Origin of the sequence: Sorangium aterium, assembly GCF_028368935.1 — a bacterium.
GTDB classification, from domain to species: domain Bacteria; phylum Myxococcota_A; class Polyangia; order Polyangiales; family Polyangiaceae; genus Sorangium; species Sorangium atrum.
Map to the genome: position 1 here is coordinate 284295 of NZ_JAQNDK010000002.1, position 22711 is coordinate 307005.

The following is a 22711-nucleotide window of genomic DNA, read 5'->3' on the forward strand; positions in this document are numbered from 1 at the left end:
CTCCGGTACTGGTCAATTTGAACAGGGAGACCGGGAGGCCGGGAGAAAAGCTTAGTGAATCTCCCTGTCTCCCCGTCTCCCTGTGTCTTTCTCGGGCAACGTCGACCACCACCCGCGCTCTACCCGATGGAGCGCAGCAGATGGTCGAGCGCCCGGCGCTCCTCCGCGTCGGTGACCGACTTCAGCGCCCGGTTGACCTCGCCGACGGCGGCCGCCGCCAGCAGCGCGACGGCCGCCGGGTCGGGCGCCCCGCGCGCGCGCAGCCACGCGAGCGCCTCGTGCTCGGTGTTGACGACGATGAGGCTCCGGCTCGCCTCGTAACGGATCGGCCGCCCTGAGCGGCCCTCGACGACGGCGCGCACCGGGGCCCCCTCGAGGTTCATCCGGGCGATGGCCTCGTGGATCGCGGCCGCGAGCGGGCTCCCGGTCGCCGCCTCCTGCCCCTCGGGCGCGGCGCCGGGCAGCGGCGCCGCCTCGCCGCCGAGCAGGCCGAGCACGCTGCGCCACAGCGCGAGGGCCCAGGCCCGCGCGCCGCTCGAGTCGGGCGGCGCCTCGGCGGCGGGCGCCTCCGCGCCGCGCGTGGCCGCGTGCGCCTCCGCGCCGTGGGCGCCCGCGGCGGGAAGGCCCGCGCCCGCGGCGGGAGGGCCCGTCCCGGAGGGAGGCCCGATCTCCACCGCGGTCGCCCCGGCCGGGGCGGGCGTCGCCGCGAGGGCGCCGAGCTCGCGCAGCGCGCCGGGGGCGGCGCGGTGGCGCAGCACCTCGACGAGCGGCGAGCCGTCGTCGAGTAGAACGAAGGGCGGCGTGCCGTCCGGGAAATCGCCGTCCGCGCTCCCTCGGCGATCGGAGATCCACAGGCAGCCGCTCGCCGCGAGCTCGGCGCGGACCGCCGCCGGGCCGACGCTCTCGCCGGCGGCGGTCCGCGCCGTGAGCTTGCCGCCGGAGAGGCGGCCGAGCAGGTGCAAGTTCCACAGGTACGGCGCCGCGGCCGCCTGGTCCGAGAGCTCGGCGGCCATGGACGCCGCGGCCTCCATGGCAAGCTCCGCGATGGCGTCCCAGCGCGCCTCGCGCAGCGGCCACACGAGGAGCCTCCCCTCGACCGGCGCGAGCTCGACCACGCCGGTCACCCCGGACCCCACGCCCGCCCCGCAGCGCAGCGCGACGGGGGTGAAGCCGCCGTCGCTCCCTTCGCCACCGCCGCCGCCACCGCCGCCGCCACCGCCGCCGCCACCGCCGCCGCCACCGCCGCCGCCACCGCCGCCGCCACCGCCGCCGCCTCCGCGGCCCTCGCCGAGGATCGCCGCGGAGGGCGCGGCAACCAGCACCCGGGGCGCACGCGGCCACCGCGCGGGCAGCCAGAGCGCGCCGGTCACGAACAGCGGCCGGGGCCAGGTGGTGGCGACGTCGATCCACCGCGTCGCGAGCGCGTCGTCGGGCGGCGCGAGCCGGGCGCGCAGCCACCGCGCGGCGGCGTCGCGCACCGCCTGCCGGAGCCGCGACGCGTCCCCGCGGGCCTTGAGCCCGTCGAAGGCGCGGTTCGGCTCGAGCGCGTCGTCGTTGACGGCCGCGCACAGCGGCCACCCATCGCCAGCGTCGAGCGCGCAGAGCGGGCGGCGCCCGACGTGCACCGCGATGCCCGCCGCCCCGGCGTGCTCCGGGGCGAGCAGGCCGATCTCGCCGCGCGCGGGCGGCGCGCCCTCCTGCGCTCCGGCCGGCTGCTCGAAGGGCAGGATCGCGAAGCACGCGGCGCGCGCGGCCGCGTCGAGGCCGACGGCGGCGAGCGGCGGCGCCGTGACGCGCTCCTCGGCCGCGCGATCGCGCGTGACAGCGTCGGTGATGTCCCTGATGAGCACGGCGGTCGCGAGCTGCAGCCGCTCGGGCCTGCTCAGCGCGAGGACCGGCCGCTCGTAGCGCTGCGTCGGGTAGGGCGGCGGCGTCGAGGTGCACAGCCACTCGGCGCGCGGGTCGCGCCGGAGGTCGTCGAGCGAGAAGAGGTTCCCCTCGATGTCGTGGAAGAGCTGCGCGCGCGCCGCCTCCGCGACGACGCGCTTGCCCTGGGCCAGCGTCTTCAGGACCGCGCGGCGCGCGTGGCTCCGCGCGAACGGCGGCAGCTCGTCGAAGCGCGGCGCAAGCGAGATCAGGTGGCGGCCCGCGGCCTTCGCGAGGCGCGTCAGGATCGCGCGCGAGGCGTCCCTCGATGGGTCCGCGGCGCCGGCGCGCACGAGGAGGCGGAGCGGGATCGGCAGCTCCACCTCCACGCGCCGCTCCGCGCCGTCGGGGCCGACGAAGCGGGCGTCCGATACCGGCCCCTCGACGATCTCGATCTCGCCTTCGAGCCCCTGCATGCCGAGCGCGGCGGCGCTCACCCGCAGCAGCGGGTGCGAGGGCGCGCCCGTCAGCGCGAGCGGCGCGCGCGGCGGGCCCGCGGCGCCGCGCGGGCCATGCTCCTGCTGCGCCCCGCCGGCGAGGGCGCGGCGCTCCTGCGCGGCGGCGGCGCGCTGCCGCCGCGCCGGCACCCCGCTCTGCGCCAGGAGGGCGCGCCCGCCGGCCCACCGCATCAGGGCCGCGCGCTCTCGCGGGTCGCGGGCGACGAGGGGGTGCCAGGAGAGCGTCTCGAAGCCGGGCGCCGCGTCGAGCACCGGGATCGGCGCGGGCGCTGGGTGGGTCTCGTCGAGGGCCTCGAGCGAGCACGCGACCTCCTGGCCGCGCGCGTCGAGCATCACGAGCAGCGGCAGGCGCCGGATGCGGGCGGCGAGGTCGCTCTGGGCGGCCCTGAGGGGCGCGCTTCCGAGCGCCCGCGCGCGCGCCTCGAGCGCCTGCGCGCTGTCGAGCAGGTAGGCGCTCACGCGGGCGTCCGGCCTGCCGCGCTCGCGGAGCGGATCGCCCCGCAGGCCGAGCCGCGCGCGCGCCGCGGCGTCGCCCTCCAGCGCGGCCACGAGCGCCTCGCAGAGCGCGCGCTCGACCGCGTGGACGACGACGTCGTTGCGCGGCGACAGGAGGCCGTCCCAGCCGCTGTTCGGCGCCGCCGTGTCGTCGTCGATCGCGATGGCGGCGGGGCCGAGCAGCGGCGCGGCCTCCAGGGTGGCGAGGGGCCGCGACGCGTGGTGCCACGCCTCCACCATCGCGTCGCTCGGCGTGGCGAGCGCGAGGAAGCCGGGGCCGCTGACCTCGAGGACCGGCGCGCCGGCGGGGAGCGCCGCGAGCCGCTCCAGCGACGCCGCGAGCGCGCGCCGCCGCGCCGGCCCCCGCGCCGCGAGCTCGTCCTCGGTGAAGAGCCCCGGCGCGTAGGGGACGAGCTCGCGCTCCGGGAGCGCGGCGGCGAGCCAGTCGAGCTCGCGCTGCGAGGCGGCGAGCACCGTCCTCCGGTCGGCCGCGCGCCCCCGCGCCTCGGGCGGCGCCGTGCAGAGGCTGCGCGTCGGCCGGGAGAGCGCGGAGAGTCCCTTCAGGCTCACGAACCACCCGGCCGCGAGCGTGGGCCAGATCCGCGCGTCCAGGAGGCCTTCGAAGCTCGCGGGCGCGAGGCCGTCGTCCGGGGCCGGCGCCGCGCCGCCTCCGCGCCCGGGGCTGCCGTCCGCGGCGCCGAGGCGCGGCGGCGCGCAGAACACCGCGCCGATCGCGGCGCGCAGCGCGGGCCTCACGCGCGCGAGCTCGCTCTCGGGCGCAGGCGCGGGCGTCGTCGAGCGCGGGCCTCGCCGAGCGTCCCTCGGGCCGAAGAGCCGCCTCGCCTCGCGGTCGGCCGCGGCGAGCGCGACCTTCAGCGCATGGCGGACGGCGCGCCAGAAGCGCGCGTCGCGCTCGACCCCGTCGTACGCGAACCGCGGCCGCACGCGCCCCTTCCACGCGAGCGCGATCTCGACGGGCAAGGGGGCGGCGGCGGGATCGAGCTCCACGGTCTCGAGGTGCCGCCCCTCCACGAACACCCGGACCTCGGCGCCGCGGGGGGGCTCGCGAGCGTCGGCGAAGACCGCGAGCTCGCCGCGGAGGCCGGCGAGCGGCCCTTCGTCCACCTGGAAGGCGTCGCGGAACGCGTGCTCCGGGGAGGGCGGCACGACGGGATCGCCGGTCGCGTGCAGGAGGAACGCCCTGCGGCGCTCGGCGCCGAGCTTCACTTGCTCGATCATGGCCTCGGCGTCGGCGAGCGGGAGCCCAGCGAGCGCGCGCTCGACGAGACCCCCCGGGCTCCAGACCACGTCGCCGGCCCAGGGGGCGAGCTCCTTCGGGAGCTTCGCGTCGCCGCGGAAGAGGAAGAGCCGCGGCGCATCGTGCGCGTCGAGCGCCGCGAGCGACGTCGGTCGCCCGCGCCCGTCGCGGAGCAGCGGGAGCTCGCGCACGGCCTGCGCCTCGGCGGGCAGCTCGGCGCCGGTCCGCGCCGCCCCGGTCGCGACGCAGGCGAAGGCCGCGAGCGCGTTCGCGAGCCGGCCGCGGTCCTCGTCGACGACGAGCGCGCCGTCGGGGACCGCGCCCTCGCCGCACACGAGCGCGGCGAGGGCCTTGATGGCGTCGAGCAGCGCGCCGGCCGCCGCCTCGCGGAGCCGCGTGCGGAGGGGCGCGTCCTCGCGCAGCGCCGAGCGCGACGCGTTGGTGGGCAGCGCGTCCGCGTCGACGACGACGCGGACCGGGAGCTCGACGCCCTGGTAGGGCGCCGAGGGGAACCGCGGGGCGAAGCTCCAGCGCTCGCGGACGAGCCGCACGCCGTGCTCGAGGTAGTCGACGGCGGGGAGGCCGGAGGGGAGGGGAGTGGGGAGGGGCGCGGAGACGGGCGCGGCGAGGGGGCGCGAGCGGGGCGCCGAGCTGGCCGGCCCTGCTGGGGGCTCGGGGGGCGCGACGATCTCCAGCGCGGCTCGGCGCGCGCCGCGCACATGGAACGGCACGCGCACGAGCACTGCGACGTCGCTGCTCGGGAGAGCGCGGCGCAGCGGCTCGCCGGCGAGCGCGATCGGGACCGGGAAATCGCCGGTGGCCGCGGCGAGGTGCGCGAGCTCGGGCGGGCTATCGCCCGTGATCGCCCGGCGGAGCACCGACCAGCCGAGCCTCCGCCGCACCTCGATGCGCAGGCCGGCCGCGGGCATCCCGGGCGGCCTCGGGACCTCCTCGCAGGCGGGGCCGGCGGCCGGCGCGGGGGCCTCGGCGGGCGCCTCGAGCAGGGCGGGCGTGAAGCGCACGCGCGTGCAGGTCGTGCCTCGGGCCTCGCCGGACGGCCCGCGGCCCGTCGTGAGCAGGTCGACGCGCGCCGGGCGCAGCCCGAGCGCCGCGTTCACGCCGAGGGCGAGCAGGCGGAGCCTCCGGGACGCGGCGTCGGGCGCGGCGTTGAGCACGTGGTCGAGGAGGCGCGCCAGCGCGGGCCCGTCGGGCGGCTCTCCGTCGAAGGTCACGACGACGTCGTCGGCGTCGTAGCGGAGATCGATCTGCGTCGCGCCCCCGGCCGCGGCGGCGCGGACGAGCTCGAGCAGGTAGAGGTCCAGGTCGACGAGCAGGTGCTCCCTGAGCTTCTGGACGGCGCGGCGGGCATCGACGCGGATCGCGCCGCGGGCGACGACCCGGCTCACCGCGGGGACCCCCTTGGCGCGGGGCGCGGGCCGCCTGCGGGCGCCCGCTCGCCGCGCGCCGCGCCCGCGAGCGGCGGCGGGCTCGCCGAGAGGTCGAGGAGCCGGTCGCTGTCCTCGGGATCGAGCGGCCCCTTGGCCTCGACGAGCAGCGCGCGGGCGAGCAGGTTGCCGGCCGTCACCGCGTCGACGGCGGCCCGTCTGCGCGCGAGGGCCACGGTGTCGCTCTCGATGTTGAGGTAGAGGGCGTGCCCGGGCGGGAAGCGCGCCGCGCGGCGCACGACCTCGCGCGCCGCGTGGCAGCTCTGCTCGGGCCCGGCGCGCTCCCCGCTCCCGGGCAGGAGGAACCCGCTGCGCTGGCGGAGGGCGCCCTCGACCTGGCAGAGGCTCACCCGGGCGACCCCGTGCCGGGCGCGGGCGAGCGCGTCGGCGATCACCTGGAGGAGCGCGGCGTCGGCCGCGCGGGCGCGTTTCGGCTCCTCGCGCTCCTCGCGCACGAGCAGGTAGGCGGCGTGCGCCTTCTCGATGCGCGCCGCCGGGAAGCACCGCTTCAGCAGCGCCCTGGTCGCGCGGTGGTTGCACAGCACGACGGGCAGCCCGCCACGGGCCATGGCCGCGGTCAGCGCGTCGGATCGCCTGGCCACGAGCAGCGGCTCGCGCCCTGGCGCCAGCGCCCGGAGCCCCGCGCGGCACCGGTCGCCGGCGACGGGGCTCGCGAGCGGGAACGGGATCTCGTCCGGATCGAGCGCGGTCGGCGGCGACAGCGCCGCCTCCAGCATCGCCGCGTAGGTGGCGGCGCCCTCGGCCTCGCCGGCGGCTGCGGCTGCCGCGGCCTGCGGGAGGCGGGCGGCGAGCTCGCGCCGGAGCGGACCTTTGACGAGCTCGCGCACGCGCGCGATCGCCTCCCAGAAGGCGTCGTCGCGGCGCACGTTGTCGCGGCTCAGGGTGTGCTGGAGGTGGGGGCTCATCACCTTGAACCGCACGCCCGAGAGCCCGCTGAAGAGCTCGTCCGCGGTCTCGAACAGGGTGAGCCCGCGGTTGTAGAAGCCGGCGAAGCTCTGGCCGTGCTCGCCGGCGGGGTCCCCGTCCCCGCTCGTGGGCCGTGCGAGGTGCTGAGCGCCGGCGGAGGGGCCGACGACGACGGTGGTCTCTTCCTCGACGGCGGTCACGGAGACGGGCGCTGCGATGGCGAGCGGGGAGTCGATCCGCAGGGCGCCCGTGCGGGAGCCGCCCTCGTGGTCGGCGATGCTGAGGGTGATCTCGCGATCGGCGTGGCGGCACCAGCGGCGGAGCGCCGCCTGCGCGCGGCGCGCGTGCTCCACGAACGCTTCCCGGCCGAGCCGCTGGATCAGGGTCACGCGCGTGCCGCTGCCCTGGCGCGGTCCGGCGTCCTCGAGCTCGTAGCTCGTGTCGCTGTGCAGCCGGAGGAGCCATGCCTTCCCGTCGCGCCACGTTTCCACGTCGACCTGCTGCGGCTGGAGGGCGAACACGGAGACGAAGCCGACGCCGTATTTACCGATCTTCGTCGCGTCGCCTTCCTTCGACGAGCTGAAGAGGGTGAGCAGCGGGCCCTCGATGTCCTCGCGGCTCATGCCGCACCCGTCGTCGGCGACCGAGGTGGCGCACGCGCCGGGCAGCGCCTCGACGCGCACGGCGATCTTCCGCGCGCCGGCGTCCATGCCGTTCTGCACGAGCTCGCGCAGGAAGGCGTACGGGTCGGCGAACTGCTGCACCATGTCGGCGACCGGGCCTGGCGGCGGCGGGGGCGCGGCGCGGTCCTCGCGAGAGGAGCGGTAGGGTGCCATGCGTCCTGCGAGGCTATCACACGGCGCGAGCTGCGGTTGGAGGGGGGCCTGCCGGGGCTGGAGGGGTGGAGTCGCTGCGAGCGGAGACCGGACCTAGGACAGGCGCAGGTGTGACAGGTGCAAAGCCCGAAGTGAAGAGAGCGGGGGAGACTCTGCGTCAGGACATCAGGCCGAGTGCGGAGAGGGTGGCAGCCCAGAGCGGCCAGAGCGTGCGGTAGGGGTGGGTTGCCAGCAAGATGCCACCGTTCGGGAGGCGCCGGACGTGGAACCGGGCGTGATCCACGAGGAAGTAGACGTGCTCGCCCGTCAATTTCACCCAGGTGAGGGACCCGCCGCCGCGGGTGAACGGCTCGCCGCGCGCCCTGGCCTGCACCGTCAGGTTGTGGATCTCCTCGGCGCGTGGCTCCGCGGCGCGCCACGCCTCGTCGGGCACATCGGCGGCGGCCACGAGCGCCTCGATCAGGGCGGAGCCCGGCATGGCCAGCGCCTTGAGGACGGTCTCGCGGGAGAGCGGGATCGAGCGCCCGCTCTTGTCTGTCGGAACCACGCGCGCCCCGGCCGGCGCGGCGTCGATACGCGCGTGCAGCGCCTCCAGCGACATGCCCGCGATCAACGAGACCTTCTCTTTGTCGTGGAGGCTGACCCACGACAGGGCCAGATCGCGCGCGATGTCGCGGGCGTCCGCGTTGTACGTCGCGCACATCGAGACCGGCGCGAGCCAGGTCCACGCGCTCGTGCAGCCGCCGGTCGAGACGCGCCTGCTCGCGTCGGGCGCGCAGAGGCGGAGCAGCAAGTCCTCGAGGTAGTCCAGAACGATGTGCCACGTGAGCTCGGCTTCCGCCTCCACGGAGCGCGGGCCGCTGCCCAGGGCGGGGTACAATTCCAGCGGGAGAATGTCCGCCGCGCTCGCAGGGACCATGTGGATGGGGCCCCGTGGCTTGAGACGTTCGCTCTTGCCGGTGAAGCAGCGATAGTGGCCATAGAATGAGCGCCGGTCGTCGAACTCCATGGCGAAGTAGGTTTCGGCGTCGGTGCGTCCGAAGTGGGCGCGGATCATCGCGACCGCCTCGTCCACGAAGCTCACGGTGCGATCCACGTCGGAGCCCATCGTCACGCTGATATACATCCCTGGGATGACGAGCGCCGGCAGCGCCGCCGCGAACGCGTCGACCCGCTCTGCCTCGTCACACCAGGCGAAGAAGTACGGCCCTGGTTTCATCCTTGGTTCACCCTCATGAGGTTGCTGGGTCAGGGCATCAGGCCGAGCGAGAAGAGCGCGTCGACCCAGAGCGGCCAGAGCGAGCGGAACGGGTGGGTAGCCAGGATCACGCCGCCGCCCGCGAGGCGGCGCACGTGAAAAGGCGCGTGCTTTCGGAGGAAGCGGACGTGGGCACGCGTGTCCGTGTGCACCGGCCACGTGGGCGGGCCTTCGCCCGTCTCCGCGATCTGGCTCGTCAGCGCCAGGATCTCTCTCGCGCGCGGCTCGGCGGCGCGCCACGCCTCGTCGGGCGCCGCCGCGGCCTCGAGCGCCTCCAGCAGGGCGGAGGGCGGCGTTGCCAGCGCCTTGAGGACGGTCTCGCGGGAGAGGGAGTGCGCGCGCTCGCTTCCGCCCTTGAGCGGGACGCGCGCCCCGGCCGGCGCGGCGTCGACGCCCGCGTGGAGCGCTTCCAGACACAGGCCCGCATTGCGCGATATCATCTCCTTGTCGTGGCGCTGTAGCCACGAGAGGGCGAGATCGCGCGCGATGTCCCGCGCGTCCGCGTTGTACGTCGCGCACATGCGCACCGGCGCGATCCAGTCTCCCCCGTTCGTGCACGCGCCGGTGCGGACGCGGCCGCTCGCGTCCGGCGCGCAGAGGCGGAGCAGGAGGTCCTCGAGGTCGTCCCGGAGCAGGTGCCACGCGACCGCGGCCTCGGCCTCGATCGAGCGCGGGCCCCTGCCCCAGGCGAGCTCGAGGTAGGAGTAGAGGAAGCCTTCCTGGTCGCTCGTGGACATGTCGATGGGACCGGCCGAGATGTTACGGGCGGCCTCTTCCGTGTAACAGTAGCCGCTGCACGGGAAGATGCGCTTGGAGGCGCTCAACATTACGTCGAAGAGTGCTCCACCGGCAGGACCTTCGGCGAACTCGGTGCGGATCATCTCGACCGCCTCGTCCATAGAAGTCGTGTCGGTGAGGGTTCCGTCTTTCCGCACGCAGATAGGAAGCCGTGGGTCTACGAGCGCCGAGAGCGCCGCCAGGAACGCTTCGAGCGTCTCTGTCGCGTCACACCAGGCGAAGAAGGTCGGTCCTGATTCACTCATAGCTGGGTCACCTTGATGGGTCTGTTGAACCCGTTCAGGGGCTCCCTCTTGCCCTTCTTCACATTGAAGAGGTACCCATCCTTGACGGTATAGGTATCTTCCGGCTTGAATTTCGCACCGCGCTTCATGATGAGCTCGACCTGCTCGACATCCCCGACGACCCCCTCCTTCCGTAGCCCCTCCATCCCGTTCGACAGCTGCCTGACCACATCGTCTACTTTGACGGTGTTGCCCCCTTTCACTTCGCTCACGATGAGCTTCTGCCCGCGGGACACCGTCACGAAGTCAGGAGCCCTCCCGCCGGACATGCCGGGGAGCGACTCTTTTGGCATCTTGAGCATCTCGCGCACGCCCTCGTCGCCGACGCCGAGGCGCGCCCGCCCTTCGCGGGTCATGTGGCTGATCGCCGCCTTCTCGAAGGTGTTGAAGGCGGCTTCCGTGACGTGCCCCTTCAGGTTCTTGAACCCGCGGAGCCTCCATACCTCGAACCCCTCGACAACGACCTTATCGACTTTTGCGATCTCCCCGGCGATCCGGATCCCACGCGGCGGTAGCGCGCCGGCGGCAGCAACGCCGTGCCAGATGTGCCCGACCGCCCCGAGCCCGAACCCCAGCCCCGAGAAGATCCGCTCCTCATCGCTGAGCTCTCGCCCGGCCGGCAGGCACCACTCCTTGCCCGTCACGGCCTCGCACAGGTCGAGCGTCGGCCCGACCACGGGCACGAACCCCACCCCGATGCGCGTCGTCGCGTGCACCAGCGTCTGCATCACCTCGGCGTACGCCTCGAAGCCTTCGGCGACCGTCGACATCGCGCCCGCGAACGCGCTGATCGTCTGGTAGAGCTGCGTCTGCTCCAGGTCGAGCCCGCCCCCCGTCCACAGGTTGAGGTTGTCCTTCATCTGGTCCGCGAGCGCATCGAACCGTGGCTTCAGCACCGTGTCCACCTGCGCCCGCAGGTCGGCAGGCACGGGCGAGTCCTCGAACCAGTCCGACGCATCCATGAACTGCCGCACGAACCCGGTGATCCGGTTCTGCGCCTTCAGGAACGCGTTGGTCTCCGCGAGCGATACACCCATCCGGTCGCGCAGCGCGATCTCCAGCGCCGCGCTGTTGGCCCTCCACGCCCGCACGTTCGCCACGAAGTCCGCCCGGAGGACCACCACCCGGCCGCTGACGTCCGCCTCCAGCGCCGCGAGCACCGCGTCCGCGTACGCCGCGTAGGGGTCCCTCCCCTCCTCGAACGCGCCGTCCACCTCGGAGATGTCCGGCACCTCGACCCACGGCACCTCGCTCTCCCCGAGCGCGTACGCCTGCGGGTCGTCCGGGTCCCACCCCTCGGCGCGCGCGTCTTCCGTCGCCAGGTCCGCCACCTCGTCGGCCTGCGCGCCGAACTCGTCCATCAGCCGCGCGAGCTCGTCCTCGAGATCGCTGACGCTCTGCTTCAGGTCGTCGACGAGCTGCTCCATCGCCGTGCGCGTCGCCGGCGCGACCGCGTCCTCGTACCGGTCCAGGATCGCCTCGAGGTCGGTCCGCGAGATCTCGTCCAGCGGCCGGCTCACCAGGTCCTTCAGCTCGGTGTCGAGCTGCTGGAGCAGGTCCAGCTTTTCCGCCAGCTGGCCCACCGCCCGTGCGTTCGCCACGAGCGCCGCGCGCTCCTTGGTGATCTCGGCCAGCAAGACCTCGATGTCGCGCGCCAGCGTCGGGTTGATCTCCGCGAGGCTCAGGTCGAGCGTCGTGTCGCCGTGGAACGCCGTCCCGCTGCGCCGCACATTGAATAGCGGCTTGTTCAGCCCGAGCGGCTCCGAGACGAGGTGCACCACGTCGTGCGCGTCGGTGCACCGGTCCTCGCCGGCGGAGTTCTGCACGTGGAAGTGGAAGTCGTTCGCTCCAATCTGGAGCAGCACCGAGTCGAACTCCGTCTCCGCCCTGTTGGTAGCCGAGCCGTCGGCGTGCTCGACCAGCGCGCCGGGGACCTCGTAGGTGGTCAGCGGCGTGTCGTTCACGCTGAAGAAGTCATGCCCGACGAAGAGGGGCGCCGCGCACGGCGGCGTCATACGCGATCGCGGCGCCCTTCACGTCCCCCGCGTCGAGCCTCGCCTGAGCCGCGTCGAGCTCCGCCGCGGCCATGCCCTTCTCCCGCAGCGCCGCGAGACCCGCCGCGATCTTCTGCGGCACCCCCGTCCTGAGCTCGGCCTCCGCGGCGTCGAACCTTCCTCGAAGCTCCGCGCACCCGGCCTCGCGCCAGGACGACCCGGCCGCCTCGCAGAGCGGTCGCAGCTGCGCCAACGCCAGGAGCTCCCCGCACCGCTCGGCCAAGAGCGGCAGCCCGAGCTTCTCGCTCACCGGCGGCGCCGCCGACAGGGCCGCGACCTGCGCGCGCGCCCGCTCCCCGAAGGCGTCCGACGCCTTGCGGGTCCGCGCGCCTGCGACGGCCTCGCGCGCCCCTTCGTCCATCTGCAGCACGCGGAGCGCCTGCCGGCGCAGCGCGATGCCGCCGAGCAGCGCCGCCGCGGTCGCGTCGCTCCGGGCGACGCGACCCTTCCCGTAACCCAGCATCGCGTTCAGCGAGCGCAGCGCGCCCGACGTCATGTCCGGCAGCACCGCGCCGTGCGTCGCGAGCAGCTCCCTGTGCGGCGCCATCGCCTCATCGAAGGAGGCCGCGAAGACCTGGAGCGTCGCCGACCACCTCAGGATCTCCGCGGTGAGCTCGCCGGGTGAGCGGCTCGCCTCGCGCGCCGTCGCGAGCACCGCCTGCTCCACGCCGTCGAGGCCGTCGATGTCCGACCGCGACGCCTGCTTCGAGAGCGTCGCGTACGCCGCCGTCTCCGCCGCCTCGGTCGCGCGGTACGCGGCGAAGCGCGCCGCGACGCCCGCGTATTTCGATCGCAGCGGCGCGACGTCGCTCCGGGCCTGGTCGAAGACCGCCTGCACGGCCGCCATGGCCTGCCTGTCGGCCGCGAGCGCGGCGGCGAGCGGCTCCCTCTCGGCGCTGGCCTTGTCGAGCATCGCCGCCGTGAAGTTGCCGGCCGCATCGACCGGCGCCTCCGCAAGCAGCGCCCTCTGGCGGTCCCTCGCCTCGTCGAGCAGCCGCGCGAGCTTGCCCGCGAGCGTTGCCCGCAGCGACTCGGCGTTCCTCGCGTCGTCGCGCACGTACGCGATCGCCTCGTCGATGTGGCCGAACCAGACGCCGAGCGAGGTTTCGCTCGCGACGATCTCCTCCGGCGTCTTGTTGTTCGGCCAGGTGGCCCACACCTCGATGGGCAGCGCGCCGTCCTTCTCGGCCTGGGCCCACGCGGCGGCCGGCCCCTGATTCTCGCCCACGCAGTGCTCCTCGCCGCCCGCCGCCGCCGCGCAGAAGCTCCCGAACGTGTCGTCCCCGAACTTCCACAAGCACCCGGCCGCAGTCGCGCCGAACGCCAGGGCGGCCACGGCCACCGCGACGACCTTTATCTGTCGCCTCGTTCCCATGCTCATCGCCTCCTCCCCGCGATTTTTCTCGCCAGGGCACGCTCGTCCGCGCGTCCTCCAGAAGCAAGCGTCCCCACCAAAGCGCCAGGACATTGCTCGGCCCTGGATCGCGCCCTCGTGCGCCATGTCGTCCGTCGTCAACACACGGACCGTCGCCGGACCACGAGGTGTCCTCCGGTGCATCCGACGGGAGTCCGTGGTGATGCCAGGGCCGTCCACCGAAGCGCAGGGGAAGCAGGGAGGTGTGGCGCTCGACGCAGCAGCCGGTCCACGGGCGACGAGACCAGGGCGAGACGACACAGCAGCCGGTCCACAAGCGACGAGACCAGGGCGAGACGACACAGCAGCCGGTCCACAAGCGACGAGCCCGGGGCGAGACGACGCTGGAGCCGCTCCACAGGCGACGAGCCCGGGGCGAGACGACGTGCACATAAAGCAGTTCCTGCGGACCGGCCCGCGGGGTCGAGGTGGACGCCGGCGAGCGCGCGATCGCGGCACCTCGCGGGCTTCTGCTCAGCCACGCCTGGTTGGTCGGCTTCGACGGGGCCGCCGCCTGCGCGGCGGAAGGTGGCCGACTTGAGGAAAGGGAAGCGTCCGGACAGGCAGGCCCCTACCGCCGCGCCCCGCGACAGGGCAGGCTGATCTCGGCATCACGCGGCATTACACTCCCGGTCGAAGCCGCATAGACAAGCGAGTTCATCCATGGAATCCAGCCCGAACAACGATCTCTATGTTGCCGTTCTCCTCTACGAGTCTTGGTCACCGGACCCATCGTACACACCCATGTGCGAAGAGTGCTTCGCGCTGGTGCGCGCCGAAGGTGAGGAGCAGGCACGCGCGCGCGCCGAGCAACACAGCCGTGCGCATGAAACATGCTTCAGCAATGTTTTAGGGCAGGAGATTCACTGGAAGCTGAAGCACGTTGTGGATGTAAGCCGTGTTCTTTCAGACGCTCTTGATGACGGCGCGGACATCTACGCGCGGCACTTCAAGAGCTATGAGGCTTACCACGCGTTCGAGCTATTGCTCGGCGGCAGTGTCGACTGACACATGAATTGGAAGGGGTGGAGCGCGCAGGGCCGTCATTGTCGGGATTGTGCTCTCAAGCCTAGTGGGGATTCTTGCGCCGATCCCGCCCTTGTCGAGCAGTTCGAGACGGTAGACGCCGACCTGAGGGCGCGAGCGTCTGCTGGGGTCACCTCGCGATGATGGTCTCCCTCGGTCACTACGCCCGCTCCGCCGCGGGGCGTCCCCTGGGTCCTGATGACATGCCGGTCCCTCGTCCAGAGCGACCCAGCCCATGGCCTCGTGGTCACGAGCCTGTCGTGAGGCGCTCCCGGAATCCCCTGGACCGCACCTCTCACCACCTCTCCCGCTCCGGTCCACGCAAGCAGCGCACCGCCGTCCTGCGCCCACCTCGCCGCAGCTCATTCAGCGGCGGGCCAGCTCACCGTCTTGCCGCGCAGCGCCCGCCACGCTAGCGCTAGCGCCCCCACGAAGTGGCGCGTTTCTCCCGGCTCAATCGCACAACGGCCGCCAGGGAGCTCTTTCGCAGCCTGCTCCGTCCACGTTATACTTATCCTTCTCTGCTCTCTGAGGAGTCGTGAGACTGATGGAATCTGCCTCCAGTGTGTTGCTCGGCGAGCTCTTCGCCCGTTCTGCCGATCTGCTCTTCATCGCCTCGGCCGACGGAGCGTTGCTCCACGGGAGCGGCGGGCTGCGCGAGGCGCTGGGCCCCGGGGTCGAGGGGGGCGCGCTCCTCGCGGATCTCGCGCACCCGGACGATCGCGCCGCGCTCTCGGCGGCCTGGTCGACAGTCCTTCAGAGGGACGAGCCGGTCTCGTTCAGCGTGCGCCTGCGCGACGGCGGCGGCGCCTACCGGCCGCTGTCGTGCAGCGTCAGCCGGTCATCCGACCGAAGCGCCGTCCTCGGCACGCTCCGCCCCGCGCCCGCGGCCGCCGCCCCGGTGACCGAGGACGAGCTGAGCAAGCTCCGGCTCAAGGCGCGCCTCCTCGACGGCCTCGTCGAGCACGTGGATCCCTTGACGATATGGGCGCTCGACCGCGACGGGATCTACGTCTATCACGACGGCAAGTCGACCGCGAAGGCCGGATTGACACGGGGGCAGCACGTCGGGCACAGCGTGTACGACCTCTATGGGGCCACCCCGGAGGCCGCCGCCGACATGCGGCAATGGTACGACGGCCAGGTGCGCCGCGGTCGCGGCGAGGCGCACGGCGCCGACTGGGACACCTGGCTCATCCCGCTCCGCAGCGAGCCCGGCGGCCCCATCGACGGCGTGCTCGGGGTCTCGCTCGACGTGTCGGACTCCAGGCTCGTCGAGAAGGAGCTGCGCATCCAGCTCGACCAGATCGCGGCGCAGCAGAAGGTGATCCGCGATCTCTCGACGCCGATCATCGAGGTCTGGGACGGCGTGCTCACGCTCCCCATGGTCGGCACGGTCGACAGCGTCCGCACCGCGGAGGTCATGGACAGCCTGCTCGCGCAGATCGTCGAGAAGCGGGCGCGCTTCGCCATCCTCGACCTCACCGGCGTCGAGGTCGTCGACACCCGGGTCGCGAGCCACCTCATCCAGCTCATCACCGCCATCCGCCTCCTCGGCGCGGACGGCATCGTCGCCGGCATCAAGCCGACGGTCGCCCAGACCATGGTCGCGCTCGGCCTCGACCTCTCCCAGCTCAACACGCAACGCAACCTGCGCGCCGCGCTCAACTACGCCATCCGGGCCATGACGAGCGCCCAGGGCGCCTCCCCCGCCGCGGGCCCGGTGCCCGGCAAGAAGCCAGCTCCCTGAGCGGCGTCATCGCCCGCCACCCCGGGACCGCGCGCGGCGCGCCCGTTCACGAGATCGAGGCCGCTCACTCGTCCACGAGATCGAAGACGATGCCTCCCTGCGTCTTGATCCGGTGAGTCGACCGGTTCGCGCTGTTGACCGGAGAGGGCGTCAGCGGGTTCGGCGCGGCGCCCACGATGACCGGCCGATCCGGGTCGCCGTTCACGAAGGCGATGAGCACCTCCGTCCCCGGCTTGAGCGGGAAATGCGTGCCGTAGTTCGCTCCAGCGTGGTTCTGGAGCATGCGCACCGGCCTGGACGTCACGCCGCCGGCTGCCCCCGTGTCGAAGAGGAACCGGACCATGTACCTGCCCTGATCGTCGATCTGGGCGTCGTTGCCCCCGCCCCCCGGCCCGGCGTCGACGATGCCCGTGACGACGCCGCCGATCCGGGGCGTCGGGGTGACGCGCGGCGGCCGGTACGTGTTCTTGCCCGGGATCGCGCGGAACGTGTTCACGTAGCGCCGCGGCTCGTCGCCGCCGCCCTGGCCGCCGGCCGCCTGCGACGCGCGGTGCTCCACCTCGACGAAGAGCAGATCGAGCGACTCCAGGCTCGGGTGCCCTTCCAGCACCGATCGCCCGCCCGCTCCGATCGCGCACACCGCGCTCCTGCCCGCATACACGAGCTGCGTCGCCTGCCGCTCCTCGGCCCGGACCTGCGCCAGCGCCTTGCCCTCCGCCGGCGTCTTGTAATGGCCGCCGTACTCGATGATGCCGCCCGCATACCCGGTCGAGAGGACGTGCTCCGACGTCAGATCGAGCATCGGTTGCCGGTAGTTGTAGTCGCGGGCCACATACACGCTCGGCACGAGCCGCGATCTCGCCTCGAGCTCGAAGACGTCCCGCGTCTCGCCGCGCTCGCGGAAATGGACGGACTCGGCGCCGGCCGCGGGCTTGAATCCGGCGCCGTCGGTGAAGACCATCGTGTCCTGCCCGTCCTGGTGCTCGAAGAAGAAGCTGATCCCGGCGTGCTCGGCCAGGCGGGAGATGAAGGCGAGATCGGTCTCCTGGTACTGCACCGTGAACTCCCGCGGCGGGTAGGTGCCCGTCAGCCGGAGCTCCACGTCGCTCCCGCTCAGGCCCACGAGCTCGAGCTTCTGCTTGATGATGTCGGGCACCGCCTTGTTCATCGAGATCTCCGTGGTCTCGACCAGCGTCAGCCGGAAGGCGCGCGGGACGATGCGCAGCCGGTAAGCGCGGTAATCGCGCAGGTTCGCGAGGAGGTCGTGGACCTCCGCGATCATCCCGTGGACGCGCCGCACCTCGACCCCGTCCTGCTCGAAGACGATCGCGACGCTCTCGCCCGTGAAGGTCTGTCCGTCGACCCCGGCGTCGCTCGGACAGGCCACCTCGACCTCGAACGTGAAGAGCTGCGAGATCGCCTCGCGCCCGGACAGCCTGTTCACCTGGAGGAGGTCGGACGAGAAGCCGGAGAGCTCGAGTCGAATGTCTAGTGAATCGGATCGGGTGGTCATCGTCGCAGCTCCATCCTTCGTGCCTTGGGAGAAGATCTCCTGCCTTGGGGCGCCTCGCGCGCGGGCGCCCCTCGCGCTCGTCGAGGTGGGCTCGGCGAGCTACCGTTTGCGCGAGCTACCGTTTGCGATCGAACCGTTCGTAAAGGCTCCTCCTCAACGCAGGGGAAGGGGTCGGCAGCGCCGGGCGCTCCGGCGGAGGTGGCGGCGGCCGTCGGGGCGGCGGGGCCGGCGGCGGCTCGTCCGGCTCGGGGGAGCGCGCCGGTGAGGCGCTGAGCACCGGCCTCGGCGGGGGCGGAGGCTCCGGCAGCGCGGGCTCCGGAGGCGGCGCGGCCGGCTCCAGCTCTGGGAGCGGCGCGGCCGCGGTCTCCGCCGCTCCCGCGTGAGCAGGCGTGATCGCAGGCGAGGCCGCGGGCGCGCGATCGCCGGAAGGGTCGGGCGCGCCGGCGCCCGGCGTCCAGTCGTCGTCCAGCGCGAGGGCGAGCGTGCCAGAGCCCGCGCGCTCCTCCGCCGCGACCGGCTCCTGGGCCGTCATCGAGGGAGGCAGCCCCGCGCCCGGGGGCGCCGGCTGGAACGGGAGCGCCGGCTGGTCCGTCGCGTCGGCGTCCTGCTCGGGCAGCAGGGCCAGCGTCGTGGCCGGAGACGCCTCCGGGCCTTCTTCCACCGAGGAGATCGAGAGGGTCCCGGTGTCGATCCGCGGCCCGGGCGCGCCCGCGGCCGGCCCGACGATGTCGCCGGGAGCCGACCCGGGGCGGAACGGCGTCGCCGCCGCCGAGGCCAGGGCAGCCGCCGCCACGCCGGCGTCCGGGAGGCTCAACGTGCGCGCCCCGGCGGCCGGAGCGGCCAGGGTCTCCCCCAGGCCGCCGTCGTGGTCGCTGTCGACGCCTCGCGCGGGTCCGCCCGCGGCGCCCTGCTCCGCCGGCAGCTCCGGCCACTCGAGCGGCTCGCCGGGGAGCTCGACCCCCGCCACGAGGGTGGCCGCCGCGAGCGCGGCCTCGTCGGGGACGACCAGGCTGCCCCGGAAGACGAGCGTGCAGCGCTGCTCGTCGCCGTCGATGCGCAGCGTGTCCGCGTTCAGCTCGAGCGGGTGGCCCTCGCTCACGCCGAACCCGGAGAGGCCGTGGACGCGCGCTCGCCCGCGCGCCTCGGGCAGCCGCATCCGGAGGCGCGGCAGCGTGGGGTGGAGCCCGTGGAGCTCGATCCACTCGCCGCCGCGCAGGTAGCGCGTCCGCTGATCGGCGGGCGCCGCCTGGTAATAGGCCCACTCGAAGGGATCGGGGATCTCGGCGATGGCGGCGTCGAGCGCCTTGCGGGGCGTGGCCCCGAGCAGCCGCCTGCGCGCGGGCCAGGCGCGCGCGATCGGCCCGAAGCCGGCCGCGCGCGCCGGCTGGAGCGGATCGACGATGTTCGCCTCGGGCTCGGACGCGTCGCCCGTCCCCTGCACGCCGAGGAAGTTCTCCTGGTCGTTCTCCCCGCGGAGCGCCCGCTCGTACACGAGCGGCATCCGCTGGAACCCGGCCCTGTCCTTGACCAGGAGCTCCTTGTCTAGGAGGGGCCCGCCCTCATCGGAGATCGCGAGTCGCACGGGCAGGGCGTGCACGGGCGCGCCGGGCGGCGGCGCGTGGGCGTGGCCGGTAAAGAGCACGTCGGCGCGCTCCAGGTGCGGCGCGAGATCGCTCGTGAGCCGGACGCTCCGCCCAGGGTTGTTGCCGTGATGGACCTCCCCGTGGACGACCTGCTGCGGCTCGACCCTGGGCATCTCCGCGTCCGCCGCGAAGGCGAAGGTGGCCTTGACGATGACGGTGATGTGGAGCTCGCCCCGGCTGCGCCATGCGACGGCGGCGGCTGCTGCTCCGTTGAGCGGCGTGACCCTCACGGGCCCGGTCGCGCCGTTCGTCCCACGGTTCATCGCGCTCTTGGTCGCACCGTTCGCCATTCCGCGGCGTTATAGCACGGCTCTCGTCACGAACTTGCCGCCGCACTGCGCCCATGCCACCCACGGCGATCATGAAGCTGGCTGGAACCGCTCGTGGGCTGGGATCGGCGCTCGCCCTCCTCGTCATGATTGCCTCGTTCGGCTGCGACACGGTGGCGACGCTCGTCGCGCCTGCGGTTCCGGTGGTCATCGAGAAGGCGACCGCGCCCGGGGAGCCGGCCGCGCCCGAGGATGCGGCCGCCGCGCCCGAGACGCCCGAGAGCCGGAAGTGCTGCTTCCGGAGCGGCGAGGGCGCCGCGAAGGTGTGCGAGAGCCAGGAGCGCTGCTGCTCTGGCAGGTACGACCGCAGCGCGTGCGAGGACTCCGGCGGTCTCTGGTTCAACAGCGCCGACGGCTGCGCCGGCGCCTGCTGAGCGCCTGGCCCGTTCCTGCACCGGGACAGGCGTCAACGCGTTGTGGGGACAGGCGCCGAGGCGGTGAGGGGGACAGGCGCCGAGGCGGCAAGGGGGACAGGCGCCGAGGCGGCGAGGGGGACAGGCGGCGAGGCGTGACGGCCGCAGCGCGGCGCGGGGCGATGTCGTGACAGCCCTGGCGTCCGCGCCGTCCGCCGGCGTAGGAGAGGGTGTGCGCGAGCTCGACACCGACGCCCTGCTCCGGCTCGTCCAGCGGGCCACGGGCCATGTCCCGTCGTCGATGGTCCCGCTGCGCGGGGGCGTGTCGTGCCGGCGCTATCTGCGCATCGTGACGCCGGCCGGGACGGCTGTCGCGATGTTCGCGCCGAGCGCGGAGGGCGACGGCGTCGCGGTCGGCGCCGCTCCCCCGCGGTGGGCTTTCCTGGAGGTGCACGCGCTCCTCCGGGAGCGCGGCGTCCGGGTGCCGGCGCTGCTCGGTGAGGATTGCGAGCATGGCCTGCTCCTCCTGGAGGATCTCGGGAACGCGACGCTCTCGGCCTTCGTCGAGCGCGCGCCCGCCCGCCGCGTCGAGGTCTACGCGCTGGCCTCGCGCGATCTCGCCCGGGCGCAGCGGGCGCTCGCGGCGCTCCCGAGCGGCTCGATCGTCGACTCGTGCGCGCTCGACGAGACGCTCCTGCGCTGGGAGCTCGACCATTTCCGCGCGTGGGCGCTCGACGCGCGCGGGCTCCGCCTGGGCGACGCCGCGCGGGCCGAGCTCGATGCCGTCTCGGATCGCCTCGCCCGGCGCATCGCCGCGTGGCCGCGTGGCTTCGTTCACCGCGATTACCAGAGCCAGAACCTCATGGTCGTGGACGCGGCGGGCGGGGGCCTCGAGATCGCCTGGCTCGACTTCCAGGACGCCCTCCTCGGCCCGCGAGCCTACGATCTGGCGACGCTCCTGAACGACAGCGCCCAGGACCTGGATCGCCCGTTCGTCGAGGCCCGGCTGGACGACTATGCGGCCGCCGCCTCGCTCGACCGGCCGGCGCGCGACGCGCTTGGCCGGGAGTTCGACGTGCTCACGGTCCAGCGCAAGCTGAAGGACGCAGGCCGCTTCGTCTTTCTCGATCGTATCGGCGTGGATTCGACGTATTTGCGCTACGTCGAGCCCGCGCTCGCGACGGCGCGCGCCGCGCTCGCGAGGATGGGCGACGACGAGGACATGCGGGTGCTGGCGCGCCTCATCGCGTTGTGAGAGAGAGTTGACGCCAAGACGCCAAGAGACGCCAAAAGACGAGAGAAAAGGGGGCGCGTGGTCCTCGGAACGCCATATCGAGGACCCTGGCTATCTTGTCGCGAACAATCCCGTCTCTTTTTTGGCGTCTTCTGGCGTCTTGGCGTTTCAATCCGACATGCCCGGTCGTCGGCCGGCTGGATCTCGGCCCCGGCCGCTGTGCGGCTCAGAGCTCCGACTCTTCCAGGAAGCGCTGGAGGAACGTGACGGCGGCATGCTCTCCAGCCTCCGGGAAGCCCCCGAACATCGCGAACTGGTGCCATACCCAGTCGGCGTGCAGATAGGTATCCTTCTCGCTCGGCTCGAGCGAGGAGCACACGTGATCCCAGCGCGGGTTCGCCCCGGGGAGATAGCCGCTCTTGTCGGGCGGGAGGCGGGTCAGGCGCGCTTCCTTCGAAGGGCCAGGGAGCTTCTGCTGGAGCGCGGCGTTCGCGTCGAGCTGGTGGCCGCCGGTCATCCGCAGGCGGCGCGAGGCGTCGCCGCCGAGCCAGCGCACGAGCAAGGCCTCGTTCTTGGCGATGCCGCGGGCGTCGAACGCGAACACCTCGCTCACGCGGTCCTTGTTGGCCGCGAGCGCCTGCCACAGGGCCAGTCCGCCGGCGCTGAAGCCCGCGAGCCCGAGCTTCCCGAGCCGCGGCCCGCCCTGTCCGAACCCGACCTTCTGCGCCCCGCAGAGGAAGCGGAGCGCCGCCTCGGCGAGGCCGGGCAGGCTCGCGGTCGTGGCGGCGCCGAAGCTCGCCCCGCTCGGCCACGGGTGCAGCATGACCACCGCCCTGCCGCTCGCGGCGAGCGCCTCCTCGAAGCCGCAGCGGACATAGACCCAGCGGGACTGGTCGCGCGGATCGCGCTCGAACACGTCGCGCGCCCAGAACGACGCGCCGGGGGACGGGTCGGGCGTGAGCAGGTATCGATTCAGCCCGAACATCTCGTGGCGCTGGTCGACCCGGGTATAGGCGTACCCTTCCGGCCGGTAGAACACGAGGGCGGAGATCCCGCCGTCCGGCGGCGCCTTGCAGGCCTCCGGGATGCTCGCGAACCAGATCTTCGGATCTCCCGCGGTGGCGCCGAGGGCCACGAGCTCGGTCCCGGGCCGGTGCTCGCGCTGGTACTCGTCCGTGTACCCGGCGTAGGCCATCCAGAACGGGGTGATATCGACGAAATCCGTTTTGACCTGGGCGAGCGCGAGGCCGGGCGCTGATTGCACGTCGACGAGCGGGTGAGCCTGCCCGAACGCAGGGTCAGGGGCGGGGCTGAGCGCCGTCCCCCCGCCCGTCACGTCGAACGCCTGGTCGACCGACAGGACCTCTTCCTCCCGGGCGGGGACGTCCTCGAAGGCCTCGAACGCCGCCGAGAAGCGCGCGCTGAGCGCGACGCGCGACGCCCCGGCCGGGATCACGAACTCGCGCCGTCCCGGGCTCGAGCCGGCGAGCGGCAGCGGCGCGTCGTCGGCCGTTGCCTGTACGTCGGAGAGCGCGTCGGGCAGCAGCGGGCTGCCCGCATTGCGCCAGGTGACCCGGAGCCTCAGCGCCATGCGGCGCCCCGGACCGGACGGCGCGCCCGGCGACGAGGGAGCGCGGCGGCGTGGAGGGGCTCGATTGGGCTATCGCCGGCGAGGGGGAAGCGCTGCGGGGCGGAGGGCACGGTGCGCCC

At 73.6% G+C, this 22711-nt stretch carries 13 protein-coding genes; 4 read left to right on the plus strand and 9 right to left on the minus strand.

Annotated elements, in window-relative coordinates; genetic code table 11:
- Positions 1-119 precede the first annotated feature (119 nt).
- The 6 genes from POL72_RS15975 to POL72_RS16000 all read right to left on the minus strand — a co-directional run bounded on the left by POL72_RS15975 (position 120) and on the right by POL72_RS16000 (position 13114).
- Positions 120-5543, minus strand: coding sequence for a hypothetical protein (locus POL72_RS15975; RefSeq protein WP_272096200.1), 5424 nt, complete (start codon positions 5541-5543; stop codon positions 120-122).
- Positions 5540-7345: an ATP-binding protein gene (locus tag POL72_RS15980; RefSeq protein WP_272096201.1), complete on the minus strand. Its 1806-nt coding sequence runs from the start codon at positions 7343-7345 to the stop codon at positions 5540-5542. Before POL72_RS15980 ends, POL72_RS15975 begins: the two co-directional genes overlap by 4 nt.
- Positions 7346-7502: 157 nt before the next feature.
- The gene (locus POL72_RS15985) at positions 7503-8564 is read right to left on the minus strand and encodes a hypothetical protein (RefSeq protein ID WP_272096202.1); all 1062 of its coding nucleotides are present in this window, start codon (positions 8562-8564) and stop codon (positions 7503-7505) included.
- A 29-nt stretch (positions 8565-8593) separates the two neighbouring features.
- On the minus strand, positions 8594-9646 hold the full coding sequence (locus POL72_RS15990) for a hypothetical protein (protein ID WP_272096203.1): 1053 nt from the start codon (positions 9644-9646) through the stop codon (positions 8594-8596).
- Positions 9643-11700, minus strand: coding sequence for a hypothetical protein (locus tag POL72_RS15995; protein WP_272096204.1), 2058 nt, complete (start codon positions 11698-11700; stop codon positions 9643-9645). Before POL72_RS15995 ends, POL72_RS15990 begins: the two co-directional genes overlap by 4 nt.
- On the minus strand, positions 11660-13114 hold the full coding sequence (locus tag POL72_RS16000) for an ATP-binding protein (protein ID WP_272096205.1): 1455 nt from the start codon (positions 13112-13114) through the stop codon (positions 11660-11662). Before POL72_RS16000 ends, POL72_RS15995 begins: the two co-directional genes overlap by 41 nt.
- Positions 13115-13816: 702 nt before the next feature.
- On the opposite strand from POL72_RS16000, the gene POL72_RS16005 reads away from it, so the two are divergent.
- Both POL72_RS16005 and POL72_RS16010 read left to right on the plus strand, forming a co-directional pair.
- Positions 13817-14161, plus strand: a complete 345-nt coding sequence (locus POL72_RS16005) for a DUF4288 domain-containing protein (RefSeq protein WP_272096207.1) — start codon at positions 13817-13819, stop codon at positions 14159-14161.
- 565 nt (positions 14162-14726) lie between these two features.
- Positions 14727-15929, plus strand: a complete 1203-nt coding sequence (locus POL72_RS16010; protein ID WP_272096209.1) for an STAS domain-containing protein — start codon at positions 14727-14729, stop codon at positions 15927-15929.
- Between the two features lie 64 nt (positions 15930-15993).
- Here the strand turns inward: POL72_RS16010 and POL72_RS16015 are convergent, their stop codons facing one another.
- Together POL72_RS16015 and POL72_RS16020 are read right to left on the minus strand one after the other, a co-directional pair.
- Positions 15994-17442 (minus strand): type VI secretion system Vgr family protein, encoded by a 1449-nt coding sequence (locus tag POL72_RS16015; protein ID WP_272096210.1) that lies wholly within the window; start codon positions 17440-17442, stop codon positions 15994-15996.
- 115 nt (positions 17443-17557) lie between these two features.
- The gene (locus POL72_RS16020; RefSeq protein ID WP_272096211.1) at positions 17558-19348 is read right to left on the minus strand and encodes a DUF2169 family type VI secretion system accessory protein; all 1791 of its coding nucleotides are present in this window, start codon (positions 19346-19348) and stop codon (positions 17558-17560) included.
- 98 nt (positions 19349-19446) lie between these two features.
- Between POL72_RS16020 and POL72_RS16025 the strand changes: the two genes are divergently transcribed.
- Both POL72_RS16025 and POL72_RS16030 read left to right on the plus strand, forming a co-directional pair.
- Positions 19447-19788, plus strand: coding sequence for a hypothetical protein (locus POL72_RS16025; protein WP_272096212.1), 342 nt, complete (start codon positions 19447-19449; stop codon positions 19786-19788).
- Positions 19789-19999: 211 nt separating this feature from the next.
- Positions 20000-21022 carry an aminoglycoside phosphotransferase family protein gene (locus tag POL72_RS16030; RefSeq protein WP_272096213.1) on the plus strand — a complete coding sequence of 341 codons (1023 nt, stop codon included), beginning with the start codon at positions 20000-20002 and terminating at the stop codon, positions 21020-21022.
- Positions 21023-21227: 205 nt separating this feature from the next.
- Here POL72_RS16030 and POL72_RS16035 read toward each other — a convergent pair whose 3' ends face one another.
- The gene (locus POL72_RS16035) at positions 21228-22592 is read right to left on the minus strand and encodes a hypothetical protein (RefSeq protein WP_272096214.1); all 1365 of its coding nucleotides are present in this window, start codon (positions 22590-22592) and stop codon (positions 21228-21230) included.
- Positions 22593-22711 lie beyond the last annotated feature (119 nt).

What these genes read in the sequence shown, in the direction of transcription:
- POL72_RS15980 (WP_272096201.1), bottom strand. Translation starts at nt 7,345, where the DNA reads ATGGCACCCTACCGCTCCTCTCGCGAGGACCGCGCCGCGCCCCCGCCG.
- POL72_RS15985 (WP_272096202.1), bottom strand. Translation starts at nt 8,564, where the DNA reads ATGAAACCAGGGCCGTACTTCTTCGCCTGGTGTGACGAGGCAGAGCGG.
- POL72_RS15990 (WP_272096203.1), bottom strand. Translation starts at nt 9,646, where the DNA reads ATGAGTGAATCAGGACCGACCTTCTTCGCCTGGTGTGACGCGACAGAG.
- POL72_RS15995 (WP_272096204.1), bottom strand. Translation starts at nt 11,700, where the DNA reads ATGACGCCGCCGTGCGCGGCGCCCCTCTTCGTCGGGCATGACTTCTTC.
- POL72_RS16000 (WP_272096205.1), bottom strand. Translation starts at nt 13,114, where the DNA reads ATGGGAACGAGGCGACAGATAAAGGTCGTCGCGGTGGCCGTGGCCGCC.
- POL72_RS16005 (WP_272096207.1), top strand. Translation starts at nt 13,817, where the DNA reads ATGGAATCCAGCCCGAACAACGATCTCTATGTTGCCGTTCTCCTCTAC.
- POL72_RS16010 (WP_272096209.1), top strand. Translation starts at nt 14,727, where the DNA reads ATGGAATCTGCCTCCAGTGTGTTGCTCGGCGAGCTCTTCGCCCGTTCT.
- POL72_RS16015 (WP_272096210.1), bottom strand. Translation starts at nt 17,442, where the DNA reads ATGACCACCCGATCCGATTCACTAGACATTCGACTCGAGCTCTCCGGC.
- POL72_RS16020 (WP_272096211.1), bottom strand. Translation starts at nt 19,348, where the DNA reads ATGAACCGTGGGACGAACGGCGCGACCGGGCCCGTGAGGGTCACGCCG.
- POL72_RS16025 (WP_272096212.1), top strand. Translation starts at nt 19,447, where the DNA reads ATGAAGCTGGCTGGAACCGCTCGTGGGCTGGGATCGGCGCTCGCCCTC.
- POL72_RS16035 (WP_272096214.1), bottom strand. Translation starts at nt 22,592, where the DNA reads ATGGCGCTGAGGCTCCGGGTCACCTGGCGCAATGCGGGCAGCCCGCTG.